This window comes from Rhodococcoides fascians NBRC 12155 = LMG 3623 (genome assembly GCF_001894785.1).
Taxonomy (GTDB): domain Bacteria; phylum Actinomycetota; class Actinomycetes; order Mycobacteriales; family Mycobacteriaceae; genus Rhodococcoides; species Rhodococcoides fascians.
Genome location: NZ_BCWW01000010.1, coordinates 203,222 through 228,009, shown reverse-complemented (window position 1 = coordinate 228,009; position 24,788 = coordinate 203,222). Strand labels below are relative to the sequence as shown.

Below are 24,788 nucleotides of genomic sequence, written 5' to 3'. Positions count from 1 at the left end.
TTACGAAAGGAACAAGCAGAACATGACCGAAAAGAACACAGTGACAACAGAGAAGCCCGACGTATTCGAGACCGTCGAGTCCGGCGTGCGTAGCTACAGTCGCCAGTGGCCCGCCGTATTCACCACAGCGAAGAACTCGGTCATCACCGACGAGAACGGCAACGACTACCTCGATTTCTTCGGTGGCGCAGGCGCACTCAATTACGGCCACAACAACGACATGATCAAGAGCGCGTTGGTGGACTACATCACCAGCGATGGCATCACGCACGGACTCGACATGTCCACCGTCGCCAAGCGTGAGTTCCTAGAGTCGTTCAAGAAGAACATCCTCGACCCCCGCGGCTTGGACTACAAGGTTCAGTTCCCCGGTCCGACGGGCACCAACACCGTCGAGGCAGCGCTCAAGCTCGCTCGCAAGGTCACCGGGCGCGAGGCAATCATCAACTTCACCAACGCATTCCACGGCATGACACTCGGCGCGTTGTCGGTCACCGGCAACTCGATGAAGCGAGCTGGCGCCGGAATTCCATTGGTGCACACCACTCCGATGCCGTACGACAACTACTTCGGCGGCGTCACCGAGGACTTCCAGTGGTTCGAGCGCGTTCTCGACGACTCGGGCAGTGGATTCAACCGACCGGCCGCGGTGATCGTAGAGACCATTCAGGGCGAGGGCGGAATCAACGTCGCACGACCGGAGTGGTTGCGCGCGTTGGCCGAACTGTGCTCGCGACGCGAAATTCTGCTGATCGTCGACGACGTGCAGATGGGCTGCGGCCGCACCGGCCAGTTCTTCTCGTTCGAGGAAGCCGGCATCACCCCGGACATCGTCACCCTGTCGAAGTCCATCGGCGGCTACGGCATGCCGCTGGCGCTGACACTGTTCAAGCCCGAGCTGGACGTCTGGGCACCGGGTGAGCACAACGGCACCTTCCGCGGCTTCAACCCGTCGTTCGTCACGGCAAAGGCAGCCATCGACCACTACTGGTCCGACGACAAGTTCGAGAAGGAAACCCTCGCCAAGGGCGAGCACATCCAGGATCGGTTCATGAAGTTGTGCGCCAAGTTCGACGGCATCTCGACTCGCGGTCGCGGCATGGTCCAGGCTCTGGTGTTCGACGACGCGGAGTTGGCCGGCAAGGTGTCTCAGCTGTGCTACGACGAGCGTCTGCTCGTCGAGACCGCGGGCCCCAAGGACGAGGTCGTCAAGCTTCTTCCCCCGTTGACCACGACGATCGACGAGCTCGACCGCGGCCTGGACATCATCGAAAGTGCAGTGGCGAAAGTTCTGTCCTAGCAGCGTCCAGCACACACCGACATCGAAGGAGACATCGCATGATCGTTCGCACCACCGAAGAAATCACCGGAACCGACCGCGACATCTCGAGCGAGGACGGCAACTGGCGCAGCAAGAGAATCATTCTGGGCGGTGACAAGGTCGGCTTCTCGTTCCACGAGACCACCATCCAGCCCGGAACGGTGAACAACTTCCACTACGCGAACCACGTCGAAGCGGTGTGGCTCATCGAGGGTGAAGGAACGCTGACCGATCGCGAGACCGGACAGACGTACGAGCTCGGACCGGGGTCGATGTACCTGCTCAACGGGCACGAGCGTCACACCGTGGAGCCGCGCACGACAATGCGCATGCTGTGTGTGTTCAACCCGCCGGTCGTCGGCAACGAGACGCACGACGAAAACGGCGTGTACCCCCTCGTCGAGGTACCTGCGTAACGCATTTCGTCACAACACCGGGCCCGCACCGACGCATCGTCGGTGCGGGCCCGGTGTCGTCGTTGTCGGTCGATGCGTGACACGACTCTTCGCTATCCTGGACGAGGTGAATGCTCCGACCGCGCCCGCGGAAACGTATCGGCAATTGCTCTCGATGCTGGACGGAAGAACTGTTGCAGTGCTCACCGGTGCCGGCATGTCGACCGACTCCGGAATTCCGGACTATCGGGGTCCGAAGTCACCACCGCGCAATCCGATGACTTTTCAGCAGTTCATCGGTGATGCCGAGTTCAGAAGGCACTACTGGGCGCGTAATCACGTGGGTTGGCGACACATGGACGCGGCAGTGCCCAACGACGGCCACCGAGCCCTGACCCGTCTCGAACGCGCAGGAGTCGTCACCGGCATCATCACCCAGAACGTCGATATGCTGCACACCAAGGCCGGCAGCCGCAACGTCATCGATCTCCACGGTGTCTACGCCCGCGTGCGCTGCCTGAACTGCGAGCGGTTGGTGTCGAGGTTCGAGTTGGCCAGACGCTTGGATCGAGCCAACCCCGGCTTCGTCGAATCCGTTGCTCCGGCCGAGGGCGTCGAGATCGCACCCGACGCCGACGCGATCATCTCGTCCACCGCGCATTTTCGGATGGTCGATTGCGAATCCTGTTCCGGCATACTCAAACCCGACATCGTCTATTTCGGCGAGAGTGTCCCCAAACCGCGCGTCGCCGAGGCCTTCGACCTCGTCGATCGCAGCGACGCGCTGCTGGTGCTGGGGTCCTCGCTGACCGTGATGTCGGGCCTGCGATTCGTCAGACACGCGTTCAAGACCGGCACGCCCGTTGTCATCGTCAATCGGGGTTCTACCCGTGGCGACGAATTCGCCTCTCTCACACTGCATACCGGCTGTTCGGAAACAGCGACAGCGCTGGCTGACGCATCCGATCAGGCGCGGACGAGATCGTCCGCGTGAACCACCGGACGCTGTAGCTCCGCGGCCAACTCCCCCGTGGACCGCCCGAGCATTCCGGACAACTCCCCGGAGTCGTAGGCGACGACCCCACGGGCCACCAGTACACCGTCGGTATCGACGAGAGAGACGACGTCTCCGCCGTGAAAAGAACCGGACACGGCCGTGATCCCCGCAGACAACAACGACCTGCGCCGCTCGACGACTGCTCGCACGGCACCGGCATCGAGGTGTAGCTCACCTGCCGCGTCGGCCGCATGCCGCACCCAGAACTTTCGTGCCGACAACCGCGTCGGGCGCGCCGCGAAGGCGGTGCCCACTGCGGATGTCGTCAGAGCGTGAGCAGCATCGGATGCCGCGGCCAGCAGCACCGGAACCCCGGCGTCGGCCGCCAGGCGCGCAGCAGAGAGTTTGGAGGCCATACCGCCGGTACCGAGCGCTCCCCCGGACCCGGCGACGACGCCGTCCAGATCCTCCGGGCTGGTCACCTCGGGGATCAACGTGGCCGAACCCTTACGCGGGTCACCGTCGTAGAGCCCGTCCACATCCGAGAGCAGGAACAGCGCGTCGGCACCGACGAGGTGTGCCACGAGTGCCGCCAACCGATCGTTGTCACCGAACCGAATCTCGGCGGTGGCCACGGTGTCGTTCTCGTTGACGATCGCTACTGCGCCGAGCGACCGTAGCCGATCCAAGGTGCGCTGGGCATTACGGTGATTGGTTCGCCGCGCGATGTCCTCGGCGGTCAGCAACACCTGCCCGACCGTGCGGCCGTACCGGTGGAACGACGAACTCCAGGCGTTGACCAGAGCAAGCTGCCCTACGCTCGCCGCAGCCTGCTTCGTTGCGAGGTCACGTGGGCGTCTGGTGAGGCCGAGTGGTGCCATGCCTGCACCGATCGCGCCCGACGAGACGACGACCACGTCGGTGCCGCTACGCATCCGCGACTCGATGGCGTCGGCCAACAGGTCCAGTCGATCCAGATCGAGACCGGCATCGAGGCTGGTGAGCGCCGAGGATCCGATCTTGACCACGATGCGCTTGGCGTCGGCGATCGTACGACGGGTATCGGTGAGAGCCTCTGCGGGCGAATCGGATTCACGCACCGACACCTCGTCTACTCCTGTTCGGTATCGAGCCCGCGGCGAACCTGACGGGCGTGCTTGCGCTCGGAGGCACCGATGCGCTCGACCTGATCGAGTCGAGCATCGGTGCCGCGACCGGTCATCGTGATCTCGACACCGGCCGGGGTCTGCGGTTCCCAATCGAAGGACACGTCGCCGATGGTGACCGACGCGCCCGGCTGAGCGCCCGCCTTGATCAGTGCATCCTCGACGCCGAGCCGAGCGAGGCGGTCCGCGAGGTAGCCGACAGCCTCGTCATTGGTGAACTGCGTCTGGCGCACCCACCGTTCCGGACGGGTACCGCGCACGATGAAGCCGTCCGGGATGTCCGGATCCTTGACGACCTTGAAGCTGTCGTCGTTTCGTGCGACGGGACGCAGCACCTGACGCCGCGGCTCCGGTGCCGGGTGAGCTGTGCGGTAATCCTCGACGAGCTTCGCCAACGCGAACGTCAGAGGCTTGAGACCGGCGCGCGTCACTGCGGAGATGGTGAACACCGGCCAGCCGCGAGACTCGAATTCCGCGGTGACCATTTCGGCGAGCTCGGCACCCTCGGGAATGTCTGCCTTGTTCAGTACGACGATGCGGGGCCGGTCGGCGAGATCACCGAGGCTGGCATCACCGGACAGGGCCGGCTTGTAGGCCGCCAGCTCCGCTTCGAGAGCGTCGACGTCGGAGATCGGGTCACGGCCCGGATCCAGTGTCGCGCAATCGACTACGTGTGCGAGCACAGCGCATCGCTCGAGGTGACGCAGAAAGTCCAGTCCGAGACCGCGGCCCTGACTCGCGCCGGGGATCAGTCCGGGGACGTCGGCGACGGTGAACGTGGTGTCTCCACTGGAGACGACACCGAGGTTGGGCACCAGTGTGGTGAACGGGTAGTCGGCGATCTTCGGCTTCGCTGCGGAAAGAACCGAAACCAACGAGGACTTACCGGCCGACGGGAATCCGACGAGGCCGACGTCGGCGACGGACTTGAGTTCGAGGACGAGTTCGCGTTCGATGCCCTCTTCGCCGAGCAGAGCGAAACCGGGCGCTCGACGAGCCTTGGACGCCAGTGCTGCGTTGCCGAGCCCGCCGCGCCCGCCGGGAGCGGCGTCGAAACGCGTTCCCTCACCGATCATGTCGGCGAGGACGTTGCCCTTCTTGTCGAGCACGACGGTGCCGTCGGGGACCTTGAGAATCAGGTCCTCTCCGTTGGCCCCTTCACGGTTTCCGCCCATGCCCTGAGTTCCGTTGCCGGCCTTCGCATGACTGGAGAAGTGGAAGTCGAGCAATGTGTGGACGTTGCTGTCGACGACGAAGATGACTCCGCCACCCTGACCGCCGTTGCCGCCGTCCGGGCCGCCGAGAGGCTTGAACTTCTCGCGGTGAACCGAAGAGCAGCCGTTGCCACCTTTGCCGGCGCTGACGTGCAGCACCACGCGGTCGATGAATCGTGACATAGCTGTCTTCGATCCTTTCTGGAAGAAAAACGGGGTGAAAAAAGCGATAGGGGCGGACCGGTCTCGTGACCCTGGTCCGCCCCTATCGGGAGCTGTGAACGTGCGCGGTGGACGTCCGACCCGGGCAGTTGCCTGCCGTGCCGGTCATCGTGAGCGCGAGCTGCAGAAGGACTAGGCCTCTACAGTGACCGGAACGATGTTCACGGTCTTGCGTCCGCGCTTGGCACCGAATTCGACTGCGCCGGGAGCGAGTGCGAACAGGGTGTCGTCGCCGCCACGGCCGACGTTGACGCCGGGGTGGAAGTGCGTGCCGCGCTGGCGGACCAGGATCTCGCCTGCGCCGACGGTCTGGCCGCCGAAGCGCTTGACGCCGAGGCGCTGTGCGTTCGAGTCGCGACCGTTACGGGAGCTTGATGCACCCTTCTTATGTGCCATGTTGCATACCCTCCTCGGGGTGAATCAGCTGAAAGAACTCGGGTCCGGTAAGACCTGGTTACTTGATGCCGGTGACCTTGAGGACAGTCAGCTTCTGCCTGTGTCCCTGACGCTTGTGGTATCCGGTCTTGTTCTTGAACTTGTGGATGCGGATCTTCGGGCCCTTGGTGTGCTCGACGATCTCACTGGCGACCGAGATCTTTGCCAGCTTGTCTGCATCTGTGGTCAGGTCGGATCCGTCTACGACGAGGACCGGAGCAAGCGAGACAGCAGTGCCGGGCGCTCCCTCGATCTTCTCGACCTTGACGAGGTCACCAACAGCGACCTTGTACTGCTTTCCGCCGGTCTTGACGATCGCGTACGTTGCCATCGGAGGGCTACCCCTTGCTTCTTCGAACTTGCTCGCGTTGCGCATGGCACCGCGACTGGTCTGGTAAAACGTGTTTGCTTGCTCCCATTCGGCCGATTCGGACCGAACTGCATCCGAACCACTCGAGAACTGTTTCCACTTGCAGGACCGCTAGGCACAACAAGACAGTGTCACCGGGAGCGACTTATCAAGGTTACGGCAGAGAGACGGCCAGGGTCAAACCGCCTCGACCCCTACACATCGATGTCCACCGGCGGGCCTGCCGGACGTGCCGCTGCCCGTCTCCTGCGCGGCTGTGCGGTCGGCACGTCCACCTGCTCGACAGGCTGCTCCGCCGCCGCTGTCAGCGGTGCTGAATCGGCCACCGTGTCACCGCCGACCGAACCTGCGTCGGCAACATCGTCGGCGTCTGCCGTGGCCGAAACCACCATCAGCACACCGGCATCCGGCGCAGCACTGGTCGGCGCGGCGGCCTTCCGCGCCACCCGTCGACCCCGTCGTGGAGTGGCCACCACCGGCTCCGGCTGAGCGGGGGTGGCGTCGGAGGACTGCGTCGCCCCGGTATCTGCGGAACCGCCGTCGCCGGCGGATTCTGCAGCCGGCACCGGCTCGTGAGACTGCGCGCTGTCCACGGTTGCCTGCGCGACGTCCGCGTCCTCGTTCGCCGCTGCCGCGACAGCCACGTCCTCCGCTGAGACCACGGTGACCGACTCGTCCTTGTCACCGGCGGAGCCGGACGATGCCTGCGAGACCTCCGCGGGGCTGACATCGGCCACCACGTCGTCGTGATGCGCTGCCATCGCCAGAGCCACGGGGTGTGCCCGCTTGATCGACGGGTCGACCACCGGGTGGTCGGTCCCGTCCGTCGTGCCCGACTGTCCGTTGGGCGTCGACCGCTCGGTGTTGTCGGACCGATCGTTTCCGTCGGACTTGGCGTCCTTGCCGCGTCGACGCCTGCTGCCGTTGCCCGAACCGTTCGAGTCCGAACGTGACGAGCTCGGGCGTCCACCGTCGGAGTCCGGCTTGGCGTCAATGGGGAACGGATGCACGATGATTCCGCGACCCTGGCAGTGCTCGCACGTGGTGGAGAAGGCCTCGACCAATCCCGTGCCGAGCTTCTTGCGCGTCATCTGCACCAGACCGAGGGAGGTCACCTCCGACACCTGATGACGGGTCCGGTCACGGCCCAACGCCTCGGTCAGGCGGCGGAGCACCAGATCACGGTTCGATTCCAGCACCATGTCGATGAAGTCGACGACGATCATGCCGCCGATGTCGCGCAGACGCATCTGGCGGACGACTTCCTCGGCCGCCTCGATGTTGTTGCGGGTGACGGTCTCTTCCAGGTTGCCGCCGGAGCCGGTGAACTTTCCGGTGTTGACGTCGACGACCGTCATCGCCTCGGTGCGATCGATCACCAGCGTGCCGCCCGAGGGCAACCACACCTTGCGATCGAGGGCCTTGGCCAGCTGTTCGTCGATGCGGTGAGCTGCGAACACGTCCACGGAGCTGCCGTTGGCCTCGTAGCGCTGCAGGCGCTCCATCATGTCCGGAGCCACGGTCTCCACGTAGTTCGACGTGGTCGTCCACGCCTTGTCGCCCTCGATGACGAGCTTCGAGAAGTCCTCGTTGAAGAGGTCGCGGATGACCTTCACCAGCATGTCGGGCTCTTCGTACAGCGTCTGGGGCTGCACGCCCTTGCCTGTTTCGGCGTTCGCGGACCGCTCTTCGATGCTGGCCCACTGGGCCTGCAGCCGCGTCACGTCGCGCGCGAGTTCTTCCTCGCTGACGCCCTCGGCCGCGGTCCTGATGATGACGCCGGCCTCGGGGGGAACGATGTCGCGCAGAATTTCCTTGAGTCGCTTGCGCTCGGTGTCGGGCAGCTTGCGGCTGATGCCGGTGGAACTGCCACCGGGAACGTAGACGAGGAAGCGTCCGGCCAACGACAGCTGAGTCGTCAAGCGAGCGCCCTTGTGGCCCACCGGGTCCTTGCTGACCTGCACCAGAACCTGATCGCCCGGCTTGAGGGCCTGCTCGATCTTGCGCGCGCTTCCGCCGAGACCGGCGGCGTCCCAGTTGACCTCGCCTGCGTACAGCACACCGTTACGACCACGGCCGATGTCGATGAACGCTGCTTCCATACTGGGCAGGACGTTCTGCACGCGGCCCAGGTAGACGTTGCCGACCATCGAGGCGGTGGCGCTACTGGTCACGAAGTGCTCCACCAGAACGCCGTCTTCGAGCACGGCGACCTGCGTGGTCAACGGATGGTCCGGGGTGGCCTTCTCGCGAACGACCATAACGCGGTCCACGGACTCACGACGAGCGAGGAATTCCGATTCGGTCAGAATCGGCGGACGGCGTCGCCCGGCATCGCGGCCGTCACGGCGACGCTGCCGCTTCGCCTCGAGCCGAGTCGAACCGGAGATGCCCTGCACCTCGTCGCGCGCTGCGCGGCTCTTGTTGCGCGGCTCGCGTTCGTGCACGACGGTGTTGGGCGGGTCGTCCTCGGACGACGCAGCTGCTTCTGCCGCGGCCTCGGCTCCGGTCTTACGACGGCGGCGGCGCCGACGACGACGGCTCGAGCCGTCTCCGTCCGAATCGCCGTTGTCGGAATCACCGTTGTCGGAGTCGCCGAAGTTGTCCTGAGCGCCGGACTCGGACTCGTCGTCACTGTCCTCGCCCTGCTTGTCCGACCCGTCGGTGGTGGCGTCGGTCGTGGCGTTCTGCCGATCGGACCCGCGGCCGCGTGACCGCGAGCGACGCGAACGCCGTCCCGAACTCGAGGGCTGGTCGTCGCCGGAGGTCTCGTCGGCATCGGAATCGTCGGACTCGTCCGCTCCGGTGGACTCGCCGTCTGCCGAAGAGGCGGACGTGCTGCTGTCCGTCTCGGAGTCGGTGTCGTCCGAATCCTCGTCGGTCGAGTTGTCGTCGGTCGAGTTGTCGTCGGTCGAGTTGTCGTCGGACGACTGCTCTCCGCGTCCACGCCCACGACCGCGGCGACCGCGCCGACGGCGACGGGGCTGAGACTGGTCGTCGTCGTCGCCCGAGCCGTCCGCTGCCGAGGAAGCCCCGGACTCGTCGGAGGACGCATCCGAAGCACCGGACTCGGACACGGGAGCACCGGACACAGCGGTGTCCTGCGTGGCGGTGTCGGAGGCGACCGTAGAGACGTTCTCGGCGACGGGTGACTCGCCGGTGGCGGGCTCGTCCGCGGCCTTGTCGGACGTAGCGTTGTTATCGGACGGTGCCTCGTCCTTGGGTGCGGCCTTGCGGCTACGTCGACGCCGCGCGGGGGCCTCGGACGGCGCATCCGCCGATTCTGCTGCGGGCTCTGCCGCTGCCGGCTGCAGGAACACCGGCGTCGCAAAGGTCGTGGCCGTGGGTTGGGCGGCCTCGGGCTCGGCCGTGGGCGCGCTGGTGAACAGCGTTGCCTCGGCAGCGGGGACCTCTACCGAGGGAGCCGTCTCGGCCGGCACCTCTACCGATGCGGGCTCGGGCTGCTGGTCTGTCGACGCATCCGGTGCCGGCGACTCCGCTGCGGAGGCATCGGGGGCGGGTGCGGTCGGCCCGTTCACCGAATCGCGCACCGACTCGGCAACGTCTCGGCTCAGACTCGACTGCGCGCTGCGGGCTTCGATGCCGAGCTCACCGAGAGTGACGAGCAACTGCTTGCTGGTCACACCCAGAATCTTCGCCAGTGCATGCACGCGCAGCCTGGTCGGCAATTCGATGGTGTCGGGTTGCACGGAAACCGCGTCGGATTTCGCGGACGACACCGCGTCGGTGTCCTCCGGATTTCCTGCGTTCGTGCTCTGTACATCTTCGGGCGGGCTTTGATCGGCCACGTAGTCTCCTCGGGCCCCCGGGCGCGTTCATCCGAAATCGGGTGTGACGCGGCCACGCGAGGGCAATCCTTGTGTACTCACGTCGGGTTGGACGTCAGCTGTTCGGTCTCGCTCTCCACAAATCGTGTGAGCCACCTCGTGAATCTCGGTGGCCGACGACGGCGTGTGCAGTGCCTGGCTGGATGGTGGTGTCTCGGCGATCCGAGCGCCTGATCATCAAGCATGAACGCGAACGAGCCTGTCTCTCGTTCGCGACTCTGCGATGACGGGCAGCGGGTCGACGACAGTCATCCGATCGATCCCACGAGCACTTTTTCTCTAGCGAACTTCGGTGGAGCTGAACAGAGGTGGAGCGTGTGAACGTACAAGTGCTGTGGGGTCGATCTCCGTCGAGTATCCCACACGCGATGATCCGTACGAGCCACGCCGCACCGATCGGACTTCGAGCGGGTGCGGCGTGACTGCGGAAAGGCTCTGCGACGGGCTTCTAGGAGGCGGTCAAGTCGGGGAACCACAGGGCGATCTCGCGCTCTGCGGATTCCACCGAATCGGATCCGTGTACCAGGTTCTGCTGACCGTCGAGGGCCAGGTCACCTCGGATGGTGCCGGGAACTGCTTTGGCGACCGGATCCGTGCCGCCGGCGATCTGACGGAAGGCTTCGATGGCACGGGGGCCTTCGAGAACCGCGGCCACCACGGGCCCGGAGGTGATGAACTCGAGAAGGTCGGGGAAGAACGGCTTGCTCTCGTGCTCCGCGTAGTGAGCCGAGGCCACGTCGCGAGAGACGGTCTTGAGCTCGAGGGCGACGATGCTCAGACCCTTCTTCTCCACGCGGCCGAGGATCTCTCCTACGTAACGCCGGGCAACTCCGTCTGGCTTGATCAGTACTAGGGTGCGATCGGTCACGTCGACGACAGTAATGGACACCGGCACCCGGTCGCGCGGCGCATGGCCCCAACCGACCGGTCCGGTGTCAGTCGCGTTGCCCGGGCAGCATGCCGCGTCGAATGCGTTCGGTGATGTCCCGGCGCAGATAGAGCAGATACAGCCACACGGCAAGGAAGATCAGACCCACGGCACCGATGGACAGATGGAACACGGCCCCGGCCATCACGAAGAACTGCAACGCGAGGTTGAGCTTCATCGCCCAGGGTTCGCCCTGTTTCCCCGCGGCCAGAATCATCACCACGGCGAGCGCCACGATATAGGTGGTCGAGAACCACGTTGCGCCGCCGCCGAGAGTCGCCACGACCGGAAGAGCGAGCAGAGTCACGATCGCTTCCAGTACCAGTGTGCCCGCCGACACACCGCGAAATCCCTTCCACGGGTCGGTTGTCGGTGGTCGAAACTCTGCTTCGCTCACGCGGGATCCTTTCCGAACAACGTGCGCGCTGCGCCCACGGTCACCACCGAGCCGGTGACGACGACCCCGGCACCGGACACGGCTTCGCCGGGCTCGGCCACTTCTTCGGCCAACCCGATCGCCGTTTCGAGCGCATCGGGCAGCGTCGACGCCACCACGACCCGCTCGTCGCCGAACTTGGCCACGGCTATGTCGGCCAACGCGTCGACATCCATCGCTCGACCGGACCCGTTGTGGGTGACGACGATGTCGTCGAACACCGGTTCCAATGCTTCGAGGATCGCGCCGACATCCTTGTCCGCCATGACACTGACGACTCCGACGAGTTTGCGGAAGTCGAATTCGTCGGTCAGGGCGGCCGCCAGTGCAGCGGCCCCGTGCGGGTTGTGCGCGGCATCGAGAAACACCGTGGGCGCGTTGCGTACTCGCTCGAGACGACCGGGATTGACCACGGTCGCAAAGGCTTCGCGCACGGTGTCCTGGTCGAGTTGACGGTCCGGGCCCGCCCCGAAGAATGCCTCGACTGCTGCGAGAGCGAGAGAGGCGTTGTGCGCCTGGTGCTCTCCGTGCAACGGCAGGAAGATGTCGGTGTAGACACCGCCCAGCCCCTGCAACTCCAGCTGTTGTCCGCCCACGGCTATCTGCCGACCGAGAACGGTGAACTCCGATCCGGCCCGTGCCACGGCAGCGTCTGCCTGCACCGCCGCACGAAGCAGGACCTCGGACACCTCGGGTTCCTGCTTGGCGAGGATGGCCACCGTGTCCCGTGGCACGAGTAGTTCCGGTGCCTTCTTGATGATGCCGGCCTTCTCCCCCGCGATCGTGGACAGATCGTCCCCGAGGAATTCGACGTGGTCGAGACCGATCGGGGTGATGACGGCGATCTCACCGTCGACCACGTTGGTGGCATCCCAGCGGCCGCCCAGCCCGGTTTCGATGACGGCGACCTCGACGGGTGCCTCGGCGAAGGCCGCGAATGCCATGGCGGTGACGACCTCGAACTTGCTCATCCGCGGTCCACCGGCGGCCTCGGACTGTGCATCGATCATCTCGACGAACGGTGCGATCTCGTTGTAGGTGTCCACGTAGGTGCGCGGGGACACCGGACGGCCGTCGATACTGATCCGCTCGGTAGCCATCTGCAGATGGGGGCTGGTGGTGCGGCCGGTACGCCGATGGAAAGCGGTCAGCAACGCATCGATCATGCGGGTGACGGACGTCTTGCCGTTGGTTCCGGCCACGTGGATCGACGGATACGCCTTCTGCGGAGAACCGAGCAGGTCCATCAGCGCCGAGATTCGGGCGGTAGACGGCTCGATCTTCGTTTCGGGCCAACGCTTGTCGAGCTCGGCCTCGACGAGTGCGAGCTCGGCCAGGTCGACCGGGGTCGGTGGTGGTGACGGCAGGGCGTCGTCCGGCTCGGTCACTTAGCTTCCCATCGATTCGAGGCGCGCGCCGATGCGCGCGATCTCTTCGCGAGCGATCGTCTGACGAGTTCTGATCTTGTCCACCACCGCATCCGGGGCTTTGGCCAGAAATGCCTCGTTGCCCAGTTTGCCGGTCGTCTGGGCCAACTCCTTCTCCGCAGCGGCGAGATCCTTCACCAGTCGCGCGCGTTCGGCGACCAGATCGACCGTGCCCGAGGTGTCGAGCTCGACGACGACGGTGGCCTTGCTCGTACGCACCTCCACCGATGCCGTCGCCGCGAAGTCCGCACCCGGCTCGGTCAACCGGGCCAGCGAGGTCACTGCCGAGATCTGGCCCTCCAGGTCGGCGTCGCCCACTCCCACGATGCGAGCGGCGACCTTCTGCGAGGGCTTGAGCCCCTGATCGCTGCGGAACCGACGAATTTCGGTGATGAGGCGCTGCATGTCCTCGATGCGTTGCGCAGCAACAGGATCGACCGGATCGGCGGCAGGGGTCGGCCACGTGGCGACCACCAGGGACTCTCCCCCGGTCAGCACCTTCCACAGGGTCTCGGTCACGAACGGGACGACCGGGTGCAGCAGGCGCAGCACCGCGTCGAGAACGTTGCCTAGGACTCCACGGGTGGATTCGGCGATGCTCTCGTCGGCGAACTGCACCTTCGCAATTTCGAGGTACCAGTCGCAGACCTCGTCCCACGTGAAGTGGTAGAGCGCCTCGCACGCCTTGCTGAACTCGTAGCGATCGAACGCCGAATCCACCTCTGCTCGAACCTGATCGAGTCGGTCGAGGATCCAACGGTCGGCGTCGGTGAGTGCGGCGCGCGACGGCAGCTCGGCCGGCGCTGCGCCGTTCATCAGGGCGAACTTGGTGGCGTTGAACAGTTTGTTGGCGAAGTTGCGCGAGGATTGCGCATGGTCCTCGCCGACGGACATGTCGGCACCCGGGTTGGCACCGCGGGCCAGCGTGAACCGCAGTGCATCCGCGCCGAAGCGGTCGACCCAGTCGAGCGGATCGATGCCGTTGCCCCGAGACTTGGACATCTTCTTGCCGAACTGATCGCGAATCAGTCCGTGCAGGAAGACATCTCGGAACGGAACCTGTGGGCCCTGCTTTCCTGCGGTGATGGCGTCGTCGGCTCCGACGTAGGTGCCGAACATCATCATCCGGGCGACCCAGAAGAACAGAATGTCGTAGCCGGTGACGAGTACGCCGGTCGGGTAGAACTTCTCCAGTTCGGGAGTGGCCTCCGGCCAGCCCATCGTCGAGAAGGGCCACAGGCCGGAAGAGAACCAGGTGTCGAGGACGTCGGGGTCCTGCTCCCACCCCTCGGGTGGGGTCTCCCCCGGTCCCAGGCACACCGTCTCGCCGTCGGGGCCATACCAGATCGGAATTCGGTGGCCCCACCACAGCTGACGCGAGATGCACCAATCGTGCATGTTGTCGACCCAGGCGAACCAGCGCGGCTCTTGACTCTTGGGATGAATGACGGTGTCGCCGTTGCGAACTGCGTCACCGGCCGCCTTGGCCAGGGTGTCGACCTTGACCCACCACTGCAGCGACAGACGCGGCTCGATCGGCTCACCGCTGCGCTCGGAGTGTCCGACGCTGTGCAGGTACGGGCGCTTCTCGGCGACCACTCGGCCTTGCTCGGCCAGGGCCTCACGGACCTTGACACGCGCCTCGAATCGGTCCATACCGTCGAACTGCGTTCCGGTATCGGCGATGCGGCCGGCCTTGTCCATGATCGACGGCATCGGCAGTGAGTGTCGAACGCCCATCTCGAAGTCGTTGGGGTCGTGCGCCGGAGTGATTTTCACTGCGCCGGTACCGAATTCGGGATCGACGTAGTCGTCGGCGATGATCGGAATTTTTCGTCCGGTGAACGGGTGCTCGAGGGTGGTGCCCACCAGAGCCCGGTAGCGCTCGTCGTCGGGGTGCACCGCCACAGCAGTGTCGCCGAGCATCGTCTCCACTCGAGTGGTGGCCACGATGACGTGCGGTTCGGAGTCGTCCAGCGACCCGTATCGAAGCGAGACGAGTTCGCCCTCGACGTCCTCGAACTTCACCTCGATGTCGGAGATGGCCGTCTGCAGCACCGGCGACCAGTTGACCAGCCGCTCGGCGCGGTAGATCAGACCGTCGTCGAACATGCGCTTGAACATGGTCTGCACGGCCTCGGACAGGCCGTCGTCCATGGTGAATCGCTCACGGCTCCAGTCGACACCGTCGCCGATACGACGCATCTGGCCGCCGATCGTGCCGCCCGACTCGCGCTTCCAGTCCCACACCTTGTCGATGAACAGTTCGCGACCGAACTCTTCCTTGGTCTTTCCGTCGGCGGCGAGCTGCTTCTCCACCACCGACTGCGTGGCGATGCCCGCGTGGTCCATTCCCGGGAGCCACAGCACCTCGTACCCGAGCATGCGCTTGCGCCGACTCAGCGCGTCCATCAACGTGTGGTCGAGGGCGTGGCCCATGTGCAGGCTGCCCGTGACGTTGGGCGGCGGCAGCACGATGGAGTACGGCGGCTTGTCGCTGGTGGCATCGGCCTCGAAATAACCGGCATCCACCCAACCCCGGTACAGCTCGGCCTCTACCTCGCTGGGGTCCCAGCTCTTGGGCAAACGGTCGGCTGGGTTGTCTGGGGTCTCTGGCGCTGAACTGGTCACCGGTCGATTCTAGTGGCCCAGTATTCGCGGCATCGACGCGCTCTCGCCCAGGACATGCCCCGCCAGAAATGCCAGTACCACCTCGTACCAGACCTTGGCGTGCTGAGGCGTCAGAATCCAGTGGTTCTCGCCGGGGAAGTACAGGAACCGGTGCTCGGTCTCACCGTCGTCGTCGGCGGGCAATCCCGATTCGCTGAGCAGTTCGTACCACAACCGCAGGCCCTCGCCGATCGGCACGCGATAGTCCTTGTCACCGTGGATGACCAGCATCGGCGTCGAGATGTCCGCGACGAACAGGTGTGGAGAGTTCTCCACCGCCATCTCGGGGGACATCTCCCGCGCCCAGTACCACGGTGCGTCGGTCGTCGGTCCGAACTGATCGAGTGCCCACAGACTGGCGTGGGTGACGATGGCGTCGAATCGGTCGGTGTGCCCGGCGATCCAGTTGGCCATGTACCCGCCGAACGAGCCACCCATTGCGGCGGTGCGCGTGTCGTCGATATCGGTTCGGGCAACCGCCACATCGGTCAACGCCATCAGATCGGTGAACGGGGCACTGCCCCACGCGCCCCAACCACGCTGCACGAAGTTCTGGCCGTAGCCCGTGGACAACGCCGGATCCGGGAGCAGCACCGCGTACCCTCGCGCCACCATCAGCCATGGATTCCACCGCCAGGACCACGTGTTCCACGAACCCAGTGGGCCGCCGTGCACCCACAGCAGCAGCGGCGCGGGCGAATCGTCCGACACACCGTGCGGCAACGCCAGCCATCCTCGGACTCGACTGCCGTCCTCGACGGCGGTCTCGATCTCGGTCAACGTGCCGGGCAGCGGGCCGTTGTCGATTCCGGCGTCGAGGTCGACCACGGTGCCGTCGGACAGGTCGATCGAGACCGGGTGCGGGGCGGCCAGATACGAGGCGGCCACAGCGACTACGCGCTTTCCGTCCGACGACACATGGATGTGGGTGTACGCGTCGTCGGTATGCGTCAGACGACGCGGCTCCGCACCCGCCTCGATCACGAAGATCGGCGACCGGCCGTCGTCGTCCGCGGTGACCAACACGCCGGACCCGTCCGGCAGCCAGACCGGACCGATCGGCCATCGATCCCAGCCCGGAGCGAGATCGGTGACGGAGTCCGTACCGAACTCGTACTGCTGCAACGTCATTCGTGGCGCTTGTTCGGGAGTCGAGATCGATTCACGGACGAACGCGACGGCACGGCCGTCGGGCGAGATGGCCGGTGCACCCAGATCGGCATCCGCGTCGTCGACGATCATGGTCCGTTCTCCGGTCCCGGTGTCGATGCGCACCAGTATCGTGCGGACGGTTGCCAGCGGGCCGGGCACCGACCACGTGGAGACGACGAAAGTGCCGTCGGCGCTGATGTCGAAGGCCGCTTCCTGCAGAGCGCCTGCCGCGTCACGCGTCAGATCACGCAGTGGTGCCGACTCGAGGTCGGTTTCCGTCTCGCCTGCGAACAGATGCGGGGTTGCGGGACCGAGATCGTGATCCCAGAAACGCACCGGCACACCGGTGTGCAGAATTGCATCCACCTTGTTCGTCTTGCGCTCGGTACGCAGGCCGTCGTCGTCCTCGTCTGTCGTGGACGAGCCGAACACCGGCGAGAAGCCGGCGAACCGATCGACGGACCGAGCCGCTCGCACGTCACCGATTCCCGCCGACCGGGTCTCGACCACGTGGGCCTCCCCGCCGGCGGCGGGCAGTATCCACAACTGTGCCGGATCATCCTCGCTGGAGCGGCGCGAGAACATCAGATCCCCGGACGCGGTGAACACCGGCGCGCTCTCGCCCAGCTCGCCGTGGGTGATTCGCCGCGCCGGAGAACGTCCGTCCACGTCGATCTCCCACAGCGACGTTCGGTACTCGGTGCGCGAATCACTCAGAGCAGCAACGACAACGACCGCACGAGAACCACTGCGATCCACCGCCAACCCCGTGACACGTCGGGCCGCGATGTACTCGTCGATGTTGTCGTAGACACTCATGCGAACGACAGTAGTGGCAACAGATCGTTCCGCGTCGGCTGTGTCCGGTTCAGTCCTCGCCGAGATCCTCACGCAACTGAGCGAGCGTGCGCGCCAGAATGCGCGACACGTGCATCTGCGAAATTCCGACCTTTTCGGCGATCTGCGTCTGAGTCATGGACCCGAAGAACCGGAGCACCACGATGCGACGTTCGCGCTCGGGCAGCTTCTCCAGCGCGGGCCGCACAGCGAGGTAGCTTTCCATCTTCTCGAGTTCCGGGTCGTCGGCACCGAGCGTGTCCATCAGCGGGAGGCGATCCTCGCTCACCACCGAATCGACCGACACTGTCTGATACGCGCTGCGGGCAAGCAGTGCCTGCGATGCTTCCTTGACGTCGATCCCGAGTTCGGCGGCGATCTCGCTCGCGGTCGGGGCGCGACCGAGCTTCTGCGACAACGATCCCACCGCCTGCGAGATCATCGAGTTCAGCTCTTTCATGCGTCGCGGTACCCGTACCGACCAGCCGGCGTCGCGGAAGTAGCGACGTGCTTCGCCCATGATGGTGGGGACGGCGAACGAGACGAAATCCGACCCACGCTCGATGTCGAACCGGTCGACTGCATTGACCAGACCCAGCCTGGACACCTGCAAGAGGTCCTCGTGCGCTTCACCGCGCCCACCGAATCGGCGCGCGATGTGTTCGGCGAGAGGAAGGCAGCGCGTGATGATGCGGTCACGCAGCACGGAACGCTGCGGTGAATTCTCGTCCAGCGCCTGCATCTGCTGGATCAGCGCGACCACGTCGCTGTAATCGTCGGACTCTCGCCGTGTGCTTCGTTCCTGCGGCACCGGCACTAGACCTTGCTCCTCCGCTTGACCACGTCGATCGCGACGGTGCGGCCGGCAACGTCGTCGATCGCGTCGTCGGCGCGGAGTTCGATGGAGTCTGCGAGAGTTTGCAATACGTGCCAACCGAAGCTGTCCTGCTTCGGGACCGACGTCGGAGTCAGCGTGGACGTCACGACGATTCGGATCCCGGCATCGTTGACGGAGAACCTGCACGAGAGTTCCGCGTCGGCGACCGAACCTTTGATGAGCTGGGAGCACACCTCGTCTACGACGAGTTTCACGTCGGCGATGTCGTCGAGAGTGAAGTCACTGAGCAACACGAGAGTCTCCGCGACGGCCCGCACAACCGGCAATTGGTCGGCTTCGGCGCGCACCCTCAGCTCGACCGGTGCACCGGAATCTCGCTCCAGTTCTTCGATCTTGCTGACCCCAGCCATCCGCACTTCCCATCGTCGCCAAGCAGTTCGTTTCTCGTGTGCCGAGCAAGACTACCCAGCGGGGAAGCTTTCAACCCTCGCAGTACACGAGTGTCGCCCCCCGAACACACCGCGGAACGAACCTGCGGTGAACGGCCGACCGGTGCGGGTGACGTGCGCCCGTCGAACTGGCACGATCGACACCGTGGCACATTCGGATGAGGATTACTCGCAGGCCCTACGGACTCTCGCCCAGCGGCTCGGTACGTCGACGTCGTACCGAGGCTGGGACGACACCGAGCACGACGTGAGCGACGCGACCCTGCGGCAGGTCTTGGCTGCACGCGGTTACACGACCGAAACCACCGAGGATGTCGATCGCGCACTGGAGGACATCGAGAACGCACCGTGGCGTCGCCTGCTTCCGCCCGTGGTCGTCACGACCCAGGGCACCGACGCGACGGTGTGGGTGCATGTGCCACACGGCAATCCGGTGGAAGTGTCGATGGTGTCCGAGGACGGCGACGCCATCGAGGTACCGCAGGCCGACGTCTGGGTCGATCCGCGCGAGGTGGACGGACGGCTGATCGGACGTGCCACGTTCGTGGTGCCCGGCGATGCCCCGCTGGGATGGCACAGCCTCACTGCGACGACGATCGGTGAGGACAACACCGTCCGAACCTCGGACACGGTCGTCGTGGTCACACCGAAGTCGTTGTCGCCCAATGCCGAACTTGCCGACAGGCAACGTACCGGTCTGCTGGCACAGCTGTATTCGGTGCGCTCGACGCGTTCGTGGGGCATCGGTGATCTCGCCGACCTGGAGGACATGGTCGACATCGCCGGCCGCGTGCATGGATTCGACTATCTGCTGGTCAATCCGCTGCACGCCGACCGGCCGACGACGCCCGTGGAGGCCTCTCCGTATCTACCGACCACGCGACGCTTCTTCAATCCGCTGTACATCCGTGTCGAGAACATTCGGGAGACGGCGCTGCTCTCGCCCAAGCAGTTCGGCAAGATCCAGGATGCCGCGGCTCGATTCGACAAGGCGAACGTTCGCACCAAGAAGCTGAACCGGGACGCGACGTTCAAGGCCAAGCTCCGCGCCCTCGAACGCGTCCACAAGGTCGAGCGCAGTCCGGCCCGCGAGTCCGCGTTCCGGGCGTTCGTCGAACGCGAGGACACCGGGCTCCGGGATTTTGCGGTGTGGAGCGCGCTGGCGGAGAAGTTCGGCCCGAACGATCCCGCATGGACCGATCGCGCAGCGCACCCCCGCACCGATTTCGTCCTCGAACAACGCGCAAAGCTGGCCGGGCGCATCGACTTTCACATGTGGCTGCAGTGGATCTGTGACGAGCAACTGGCCGCTGCCCAGCGGGCCGCGCTCGACGCCGGGATGGATATCGGCGTCATGCACGACCTCGCGGTGGGAGTCGCCCGCGGCGGCGCCGATGCGTGGACGCTCGGCGACGTACTGGTGTCCGGAGTCACCGTGGGAGCGCCGCCGGACAACTTCAACCAACAGGGCCAGAACTGGAATCAACCGCCATGGGATCCGGATCGACTGCGCGAGATGGCCTACGTCCCGTACCGAGACATGCTGCGCACGATTCTGCGTCACGCCGGGGGCATCCGCGTCGACCACATCCTGGGCCTGTTCCGGTTGTGGTGGATTCCGCAGGAGGCCGAGAACGCCGGCGGCGGAACGTATGTCGAATACGACCACGAGGCGCTGATCGGCATCCTCGCCCTCGAAGCCGAGCGCGCGGGTGCGGTAGTGGTCGGCGAGGACCTCGGGGTGTTCGAGCCGATGGTGCAGGAATACCTCACCGAGCGCGGAATCTTCGGCACCTCCATCCTCTGGTTCGAGGCCGATGATTCCGGACCTATCCCGCCCGAGGACTACCGGACTCTGTGCCTGACGTCGGTGACGACGCACGACCTGCCTCCCACCGCTGGATACCTCGAAGGCGAGCACATCGAACTGCGGTCCCGACTCGGCCTGCTCGAGCGCGACATCGATGCGGAAAAGGAAGTGGATTCCCTTGCGCGAGAGGCGGTTCTGAACCTGGCCCGCACCCGTGGATTACTCGCTGCCGATGCCGACAACCACGAGACCGTCGAGGCGTTGCACCGGCTGGTCCAGCGCAGCCCGTCACTGCTGATCGGCGTCGCTCTCGTCGACGCGGTCGGTGAACATCGCATTCAGAACCAACCGGGTACGGACGAGACCCAGTACGGCAACTGGAAGGTCCCGCTCGCCGACTCCGACGGCTCGGCAGTGCTGGTCGACGACCTCGCCGAACACCCGCGATTGGTGTCGCTCGTGCGGGCAATGGCAACCGAGTCGTCGGACCGATGACACGAGGGTCCACAATCGAGGTATGAGCTTTCGACGTCGCCGCGTATCGAGTCGGCACTGATGGGCCGGATCACCGCTCGCAGACCCGTCGTCCGAATACGCGGCGAACACCGAGTCGACCGTCCCGACACCTTGGTGGTGGAGGAACCGATGGAACTGCGCGTCGACGGCAGAGCCCTTGCCGTCACGATGCGTACGCCGGGACACGACGTCGAACTGGCCCACGGTTTTCTGCTGACCGAGGGCGTCATTGCATCGCGTGCCGATATCGCTGCGGCACGGTACTGCGACGGCGTCGACGACGAGGGCGCGAACACCTACAACGTCCTGGACGTCACGCTGGCACCGGGCGTGGCAGCCCCCGAGACCGGGGTGGAACGCAATTTCTACACGACCTCGTCGTGCGGGGTCTGCGGCAAGGGGTCACTCGACGCAATTCGGTTGCGCACCAAGCATTCTCCTGCTGACGACGGCGTCGTTGTGACGTCCGATACCCTTGCCGGGCTACCGGACACCCTGCGCGCAGCGCAGAAGGTCTTCGACACCACGGGCGGCTTGCACGCTGCGGCGCTGTTCACTGCGGACGGCGACATGCTCGTCCTCCGCGAGGACGTCGGACGCCACAACGCGGTGGACAAGGTCGTCGGCTGGGCCACCGAGCACGATCGAGTTCCGCTGCGCGGCATGATATTGATGGTCAGTGGCCGCGCCTCGTTCGAGCTGGCGCAGAAAGCGGTGATGGCCGGGATCCCCATACTTGCTGCGGTGTCCGCACCGTCGTCTCTCGCGGTCGATCTCGCGACCGAATCAGGACTGACGGTGATCGGCTTTCTCCGCGGCCGGTCGATGAACATCTACTCCCGCGCCGACCGCGTCCTGGTGTCAGACGGTATCTCCTGAGTCGTTCCGCAGGCTCCACTCCCCAGCGACATCGACGAGTAGCTCGGCTGCGGTGGCGTTCCGGACCTCGTCCACCGAGATCCCCGGCGCGGTCTCGACGAGGCGCAACCCGTCGTCGGTGACGTCCAGAACCGCCATGTCCGAGATGATCCTGTGCACGCAGCCCTTCCCGGTCAGCGGCAGAGTGCAGGACTGCAGAATCTTCGGTTCACCCTTCCGGGAGACGTGCTCCATCATGACGATCACGCGACGGGCACCGTGCACCAGATCCATGGCACCACCCATCCCCTTGACCATGTGCCCGGGGATCATCCAGTTCGCGAGGTCGCCGGTGGCGCTGACCTGCATAGCACCCAGCACGGCGACGTCGACCTGGCCGCCGCGGATCATTCCGAACGACTGCGACGAGTCGAAGTAGGACGAGCCGGGAAGCACCGTGATGGTTTCCTTGCCCGCGTTGATGATCTCGGGATCGAGTTCGTCCTCGGTGGGATAGGGGCCGACGCCGAGCACGCCGTTCTCGGAATGCAGAATCACCGAGACGTCGGTCGGAATGTAGTTGGGCACCAGGGTCGGCATGCCGATTCCGAGGTTGACGTACTGCCCGTCGCCGAGCTCCTGCGCCACCCGGGCGGCCATCTGTTCGCGGGACATCTTCTCGCTCATGCTCGTACCGTCCTCTGCTCGATGCCGACCTCGACCGGGCCGACATGCACGACCCGCTGCACATGGATGCCCGGGGTGTGCACCTCGTCCGGACCGATCTCCCCCGGCTCGACCAGGTGCTCGACCTGCGCCACGGTGATCCGACCCGACGCGGCGGCCGGTGGATTGAAGTTCCGTGCGCTGGCATGGAACACCAGGTTTCCGTGCCTGTCGCCCTTCCAGGCGTGGACCAAGGCGTAGTCCGCGACGATGCCGCGCTCCATCACATAGGTGACCCCGTCGAATTCCCGGGTCTCCTTCGGCGGACTCGCCACGGCGATGCCGCCGCTGCCGTCGTAGCGCAGCGGCAAACCGCCGTCGGCCACCTGCGTCCCGACACCCGCGGGGGTGAAGAACGCCGGAATACCGGCACCACCGGCTCGCAGCCGCTCGGCGAGGGTGCCCTGCGGGGTCAGCTCCACCTCCAGTTCGCCGCCGAGGTACTGCCGTGCGAATTCCTTGTTGGATCCCACGTACGAGCTGATCGTGCGCCGAATGCGGTGCTGCGCCAGCAGCACTCCCAGACCGAAGCCGTCGGTCCCGCAGTTGTTGCTGATGGTTTCGAGGTCGGTAGCTCCCTGCTCGAGCACCGCGGCGATCAGGATCTCCGGCACTCCCACCAACCCGAACCCGCCCACGGCGATCGACGACCCGTCGGGGATGTCCGCTACCGCTTCTGTGGCACTGGCCACGACTTTGTCCAACATGGCAGCGACGGTACCCGACAATGTGCGTTATGTGAACAGGTTGCCACCATGCGAACACATGTATACGGTGGCGAGTGCGCTTGATCACCACGATCGTCAGGAGCTGTCGATGCTTCATCTCCCGCCCGAGTACCGGGACCAGACGGGTGTCCATGCACCACGCGACTTCGCCGAGTACCGGACCACTGCCCTGCGGCATCCGGCGCAGCCGTTGACGCTTCTCCCCCAACGATTGACCGAGATCACCGGTCCGGTTCTGGGCGAGGGACGGGTCACCGACTCCGACGCCGACCTGACACTCGCGCGAGGTGGTGAAGCTCAGGGGCAACGCATCACCGTGCACGGACGAGTGCTCGACAGCGACGGCAGAGCGATCCCGAACACCCTCGTCGAGGTCTGGCAGGCCAACGCGGGCGGGCGTTACCGACACTCGGGTGATCGCTGGCCTGCACCTCTCGACCCGCATTTCGACGGCGTGGGCCGAGTACTCACCGATGCCGACGGCCGATACCGTTTCACCACGATCAAACCGGGCGCGTACCCCTGGGGCAACCACCACAACGCATGGCGGCCTGCCCACATTCACTTTTCCCTGTTCGGTCACGCATTCACCCAGCGGTTGGTGACGCAGATGTACTTCCCCGACGACCCCATGTTCTTCCAGGATCCCATCTACAACGCAGCCCCCGAAGACGCGCGTGCTCGCATGATCAGCACCTTCGATTACGAAGCAACACAACCGAACTGGGCTCTCGGGTTCAGGTTCGACATCGTTCTGCGCGGACGCAACGCCACCCCGTTCGAGGAGGACGACCACGATGACTGACCCCGAGTTCGCTCCCCGGTACCCGGTGGTGACCGGTGCCGATTTCACCACCGCACCGTTCGGTCAGACGCCCTCTCAGACGGTCGGGCCCTACGTCCACATCGGTCTGCTGTGGCCGGCCGGACAGGACGTGGTACCTCCCGGCACCGCCGAGGCGATCACCCTGACGTTCACCCTCGTGGACGGGGCTCGTCAACCGGTGTCCGACGCCATGATCGAGACCTGGCAGGCCGACTCCGACGGTCGCTTCGACCATCCGGACGATCCACGGGGTGCCGTGGCACCACGTGTCGCAGGTTTCCGCGGCTTCGGTCGAGCATTTGCCGATGCACGGGGAACGATGACGATCACGACCATCAAACCGGGGCCGTTGCCCGCCGAGAACGACCTCGTCGAAGCACCCCACATCGACGTCGGAATCTTTGCCCGCGGAATGCTCGAGCGGGTCGTCACGCGGATGTACTTCCCGGACGAGGCCGAGGCCAACGAAATCGATCCGGTGCTGTCCGCCTTGCCCGCCGACAAGCGAGCCCGACTCGTCGCCACCACAGTGGACGGCGGCTACCACCTCGATATCGTGTTACAGAACACCGATCCGGACGGAGACGAGACCCCGTTCTTCGCGCTGTGATGCACGCTC

The 24,788-nt window shown here is 65.3% G+C and carries 21 protein-coding genes; 7 read left to right on the top strand and 14 right to left on the bottom strand.

Going from position 1 to position 24,788, the window contains the following annotated elements; translation table 11 throughout:
* The first annotated feature begins 22 nt into the window (after positions 1-22).
* The 3 genes from ectB (at position 23) to RFA01S_RS21010 (ending at position 2,710) form a co-directional block, all read left to right on the top strand.
* Positions 23-1,300 (top strand): diaminobutyrate--2-oxoglutarate transaminase, encoded by a 1,278-nt coding sequence (gene ectB / locus RFA01S_RS21020; protein ID WP_045841368.1) that lies wholly within the window; start codon positions 23-25, stop codon positions 1,298-1,300.
* 38 nt (positions 1,301-1,338) lie between these two features.
* Positions 1,339-1,737 (top strand): ectoine synthase, encoded by a 399-nt coding sequence (locus tag RFA01S_RS21015; protein ID WP_027497550.1) that lies wholly within the window; start codon positions 1,339-1,341, stop codon positions 1,735-1,737.
* A gap of 154 nt (positions 1,738-1,891) precedes the next feature.
* Positions 1,892-2,710, top strand: a complete 819-nt coding sequence (locus tag RFA01S_RS21010; protein WP_032368456.1) for a Sir2 family NAD-dependent protein deacetylase — start codon at positions 1,892-1,894, stop codon at positions 2,708-2,710.
* Here the strand turns inward: RFA01S_RS21010 and proB are convergent.
* The 12 genes from proB to RFA01S_RS20950 all read right to left on the bottom strand — a co-directional run bounded on the left by proB (position 2,683) and on the right by RFA01S_RS20950 (position 18,666).
* Positions 2,683-3,762 carry a glutamate 5-kinase gene (proB, locus tag RFA01S_RS21005; RefSeq protein WP_371829111.1) on the bottom strand — a complete coding sequence of 360 codons (1,080 nt, stop codon included), beginning with the start codon at positions 3,760-3,762 and terminating at the stop codon, positions 2,683-2,685. The two genes, RFA01S_RS21010 and proB, sit on opposite strands and share 28 nt — an antisense overlap.
* A 62-nt stretch (positions 3,763-3,824) precedes the next feature.
* Positions 3,825-5,276 carry a GTPase ObgE gene (gene obgE / locus RFA01S_RS21000; protein ID WP_032368196.1) on the bottom strand — a complete coding sequence of 484 codons (1,452 nt, stop codon included), beginning with the start codon at positions 5,274-5,276 and terminating at the stop codon, positions 3,825-3,827.
* Positions 5,277-5,447: 171 nt separating this feature from the next.
* Positions 5,448-5,711 carry a 50S ribosomal protein L27 gene (gene rpmA / locus RFA01S_RS20995; RefSeq protein ID WP_027497554.1) on the bottom strand — a complete coding sequence of 88 codons (264 nt, stop codon included), beginning with the start codon at positions 5,709-5,711 and terminating at the stop codon, positions 5,448-5,450.
* A 58-nt stretch (positions 5,712-5,769) separates the two neighbouring features.
* Positions 5,770-6,081 carry a 50S ribosomal protein L21 gene (gene rplU / locus RFA01S_RS20990; RefSeq protein ID WP_027497555.1) on the bottom strand — a complete coding sequence of 104 codons (312 nt, stop codon included), beginning with the start codon at positions 6,079-6,081 and terminating at the stop codon, positions 5,770-5,772.
* 233 nt (positions 6,082-6,314) lie between these two features.
* Positions 6,315-9,929 (bottom strand): translation initiation factor IF-2 N-terminal domain-containing protein, encoded by a 3,615-nt coding sequence (locus RFA01S_RS20985; protein ID WP_032406758.1) that lies wholly within the window; start codon positions 9,927-9,929, stop codon positions 6,315-6,317.
* A 487-nt stretch (positions 9,930-10,416) separates the two neighbouring features.
* Entirely contained in the window at positions 10,417-10,836 is a 420-nt protein-coding gene (gene ndk / locus RFA01S_RS20980) for a nucleoside-diphosphate kinase (protein ID WP_027497557.1), read from the bottom strand.
* A gap of 67 nt (positions 10,837-10,903) precedes the next feature.
* A complete protein-coding gene (locus RFA01S_RS20975; RefSeq protein WP_027497558.1) occupies positions 10,904-11,293 on the bottom strand; it encodes a DUF4233 domain-containing protein in 390 nt (129 codons plus the stop codon).
* Positions 11,290-12,720 (bottom strand): bifunctional tetrahydrofolate synthase/dihydrofolate synthase, encoded by a 1,431-nt coding sequence (gene folC / locus RFA01S_RS20970; RefSeq protein ID WP_052053192.1) that lies wholly within the window; start codon positions 12,718-12,720, stop codon positions 11,290-11,292. Before folC ends, RFA01S_RS20975 begins: the two co-directional genes overlap by 4 nt.
* A complete protein-coding gene (locus tag RFA01S_RS20965) occupies positions 12,721-15,390 on the bottom strand; it encodes a valine--tRNA ligase (protein WP_032374441.1) in 2,670 nt (889 codons plus the stop codon).
* Between the two features lie 9 nt (positions 15,391-15,399).
* Positions 15,400-17,400: a S9 family peptidase gene (locus RFA01S_RS20960; RefSeq protein ID WP_032406759.1), complete on the bottom strand. Its 2,001-nt coding sequence runs from the start codon at positions 17,398-17,400 to the stop codon at positions 15,400-15,402.
* 49 nt (positions 17,401-17,449) lie between these two features.
* Positions 17,450-18,235, bottom strand: a complete 786-nt coding sequence (locus RFA01S_RS20955; protein ID WP_032368200.1) for a SigB/SigF/SigG family RNA polymerase sigma factor — start codon at positions 18,233-18,235, stop codon at positions 17,450-17,452.
* Positions 18,235-18,666, bottom strand: coding sequence for an ATP-binding protein (locus tag RFA01S_RS20950; protein WP_032406760.1), 432 nt, complete (start codon positions 18,664-18,666; stop codon positions 18,235-18,237). Before RFA01S_RS20950 ends, RFA01S_RS20955 begins: the two co-directional genes overlap by 1 nt.
* A gap of 184 nt (positions 18,667-18,850) precedes the next feature.
* Between RFA01S_RS20950 and malQ the strand changes: the two genes are divergently transcribed.
* Together malQ and fdhD are read left to right on the top strand one after the other, a co-directional pair.
* Positions 18,851-21,010 carry a 4-alpha-glucanotransferase gene (gene malQ / locus RFA01S_RS20945; protein ID WP_032406849.1) on the top strand — a complete coding sequence of 720 codons (2,160 nt, stop codon included), beginning with the start codon at positions 18,851-18,853 and terminating at the stop codon, positions 21,008-21,010.
* 60 nt (positions 21,011-21,070) lie between these two features.
* The gene (gene fdhD / locus RFA01S_RS20940; RefSeq protein WP_032406761.1) at positions 21,071-21,910 is read left to right on the top strand and encodes a formate dehydrogenase accessory sulfurtransferase FdhD; all 840 of its coding nucleotides are present in this window, start codon (positions 21,071-21,073) and stop codon (positions 21,908-21,910) included.
* On the opposite strand, the gene RFA01S_RS20935 is transcribed toward fdhD, so the two are convergent.
* Positions 21,893-22,576 carry a CoA transferase subunit B gene (locus tag RFA01S_RS20935; RefSeq protein ID WP_052060565.1) on the bottom strand — a complete coding sequence of 228 codons (684 nt, stop codon included), beginning with the start codon at positions 22,574-22,576 and terminating at the stop codon, positions 21,893-21,895. The genes fdhD and RFA01S_RS20935 overlap by 18 nt on opposite strands.
* On the bottom strand, positions 22,573-23,322 hold the full coding sequence (locus RFA01S_RS20930; RefSeq protein WP_179271310.1) for a CoA transferase subunit A: 750 nt from the start codon (positions 23,320-23,322) through the stop codon (positions 22,573-22,575). The genes RFA01S_RS20935 and RFA01S_RS20930 overlap by 4 nt, the downstream gene beginning before the upstream one ends.
* Positions 23,323-23,431: 109 nt before the next feature.
* Between RFA01S_RS20930 and pcaH the strand changes: the two genes are divergently transcribed.
* The gene (gene pcaH, locus RFA01S_RS20925) at positions 23,432-24,148 is read left to right on the top strand and encodes a protocatechuate 3,4-dioxygenase subunit beta (protein WP_032406850.1); all 717 of its coding nucleotides are present in this window, start codon (positions 23,432-23,434) and stop codon (positions 24,146-24,148) included.
* Complete coding sequence (gene pcaG, locus RFA01S_RS20920) at positions 24,141-24,779, top strand: protocatechuate 3,4-dioxygenase subunit alpha (protein ID WP_032406762.1); 639 nt, start codon at positions 24,141-24,143, stop codon at positions 24,777-24,779. The genes pcaH and pcaG overlap by 8 nt, the downstream gene beginning before the upstream one ends.
* The last annotated feature ends 9 nt before the right edge of the window (positions 24,780-24,788 follow it).

Excerpts from the sequence above, each read along its gene's own strand:
- ectB (WP_045841368.1), top strand. The coding sequence starts at position 23 with ATGACCGAAAAGAACACAGTGACAACAGAGAAGCCCGACGTATTCGAG.
- RFA01S_RS21015 (WP_027497550.1), top strand. The coding sequence starts at position 1,339 with ATGATCGTTCGCACCACCGAAGAAATCACCGGAACCGACCGCGACATC.
- RFA01S_RS21010 (WP_032368456.1), top strand. The coding sequence starts at position 1,892 with ATGCTGGACGGAAGAACTGTTGCAGTGCTCACCGGTGCCGGCATGTCG.
- obgE (WP_032368196.1), bottom strand. The coding sequence starts at position 5,276 with ATGTCACGATTCATCGACCGCGTGGTGCTGCACGTCAGCGCCGGCAAA.
- rpmA (WP_027497554.1), bottom strand. The coding sequence starts at position 5,711 with ATGGCACATAAGAAGGGTGCATCAAGCTCCCGTAACGGTCGCGACTCG.
- rplU (WP_027497555.1), bottom strand. The coding sequence starts at position 6,081 with ATGGCAACGTACGCGATCGTCAAGACCGGCGGAAAGCAGTACAAGGTC.
- RFA01S_RS20960 (WP_032406759.1), bottom strand. The coding sequence starts at position 17,400 with ATGAGTGTCTACGACAACATCGACGAGTACATCGCGGCCCGACGTGTC.
- RFA01S_RS20950 (WP_032406760.1), bottom strand. The coding sequence starts at position 18,666 with ATGGCTGGGGTCAGCAAGATCGAAGAACTGGAGCGAGATTCCGGTGCA.
- fdhD (WP_032406761.1), top strand. The coding sequence starts at position 21,071 with ATGGGCCGGATCACCGCTCGCAGACCCGTCGTCCGAATACGCGGCGAA.
- RFA01S_RS20935 (WP_052060565.1), bottom strand. The coding sequence starts at position 22,576 with ATGAGCGAGAAGATGTCCCGCGAACAGATGGCCGCCCGGGTGGCGCAG.
- RFA01S_RS20930 (WP_179271310.1), bottom strand. The coding sequence starts at position 23,322 with ATGTTGGACAAAGTCGTGGCCAGTGCCACAGAAGCGGTAGCGGACATC.
- pcaH (WP_032406850.1), top strand. The coding sequence starts at position 23,432 with ATGCTTCATCTCCCGCCCGAGTACCGGGACCAGACGGGTGTCCATGCA.
- pcaG (WP_032406762.1), top strand. The coding sequence starts at position 24,141 with ATGACTGACCCCGAGTTCGCTCCCCGGTACCCGGTGGTGACCGGTGCC.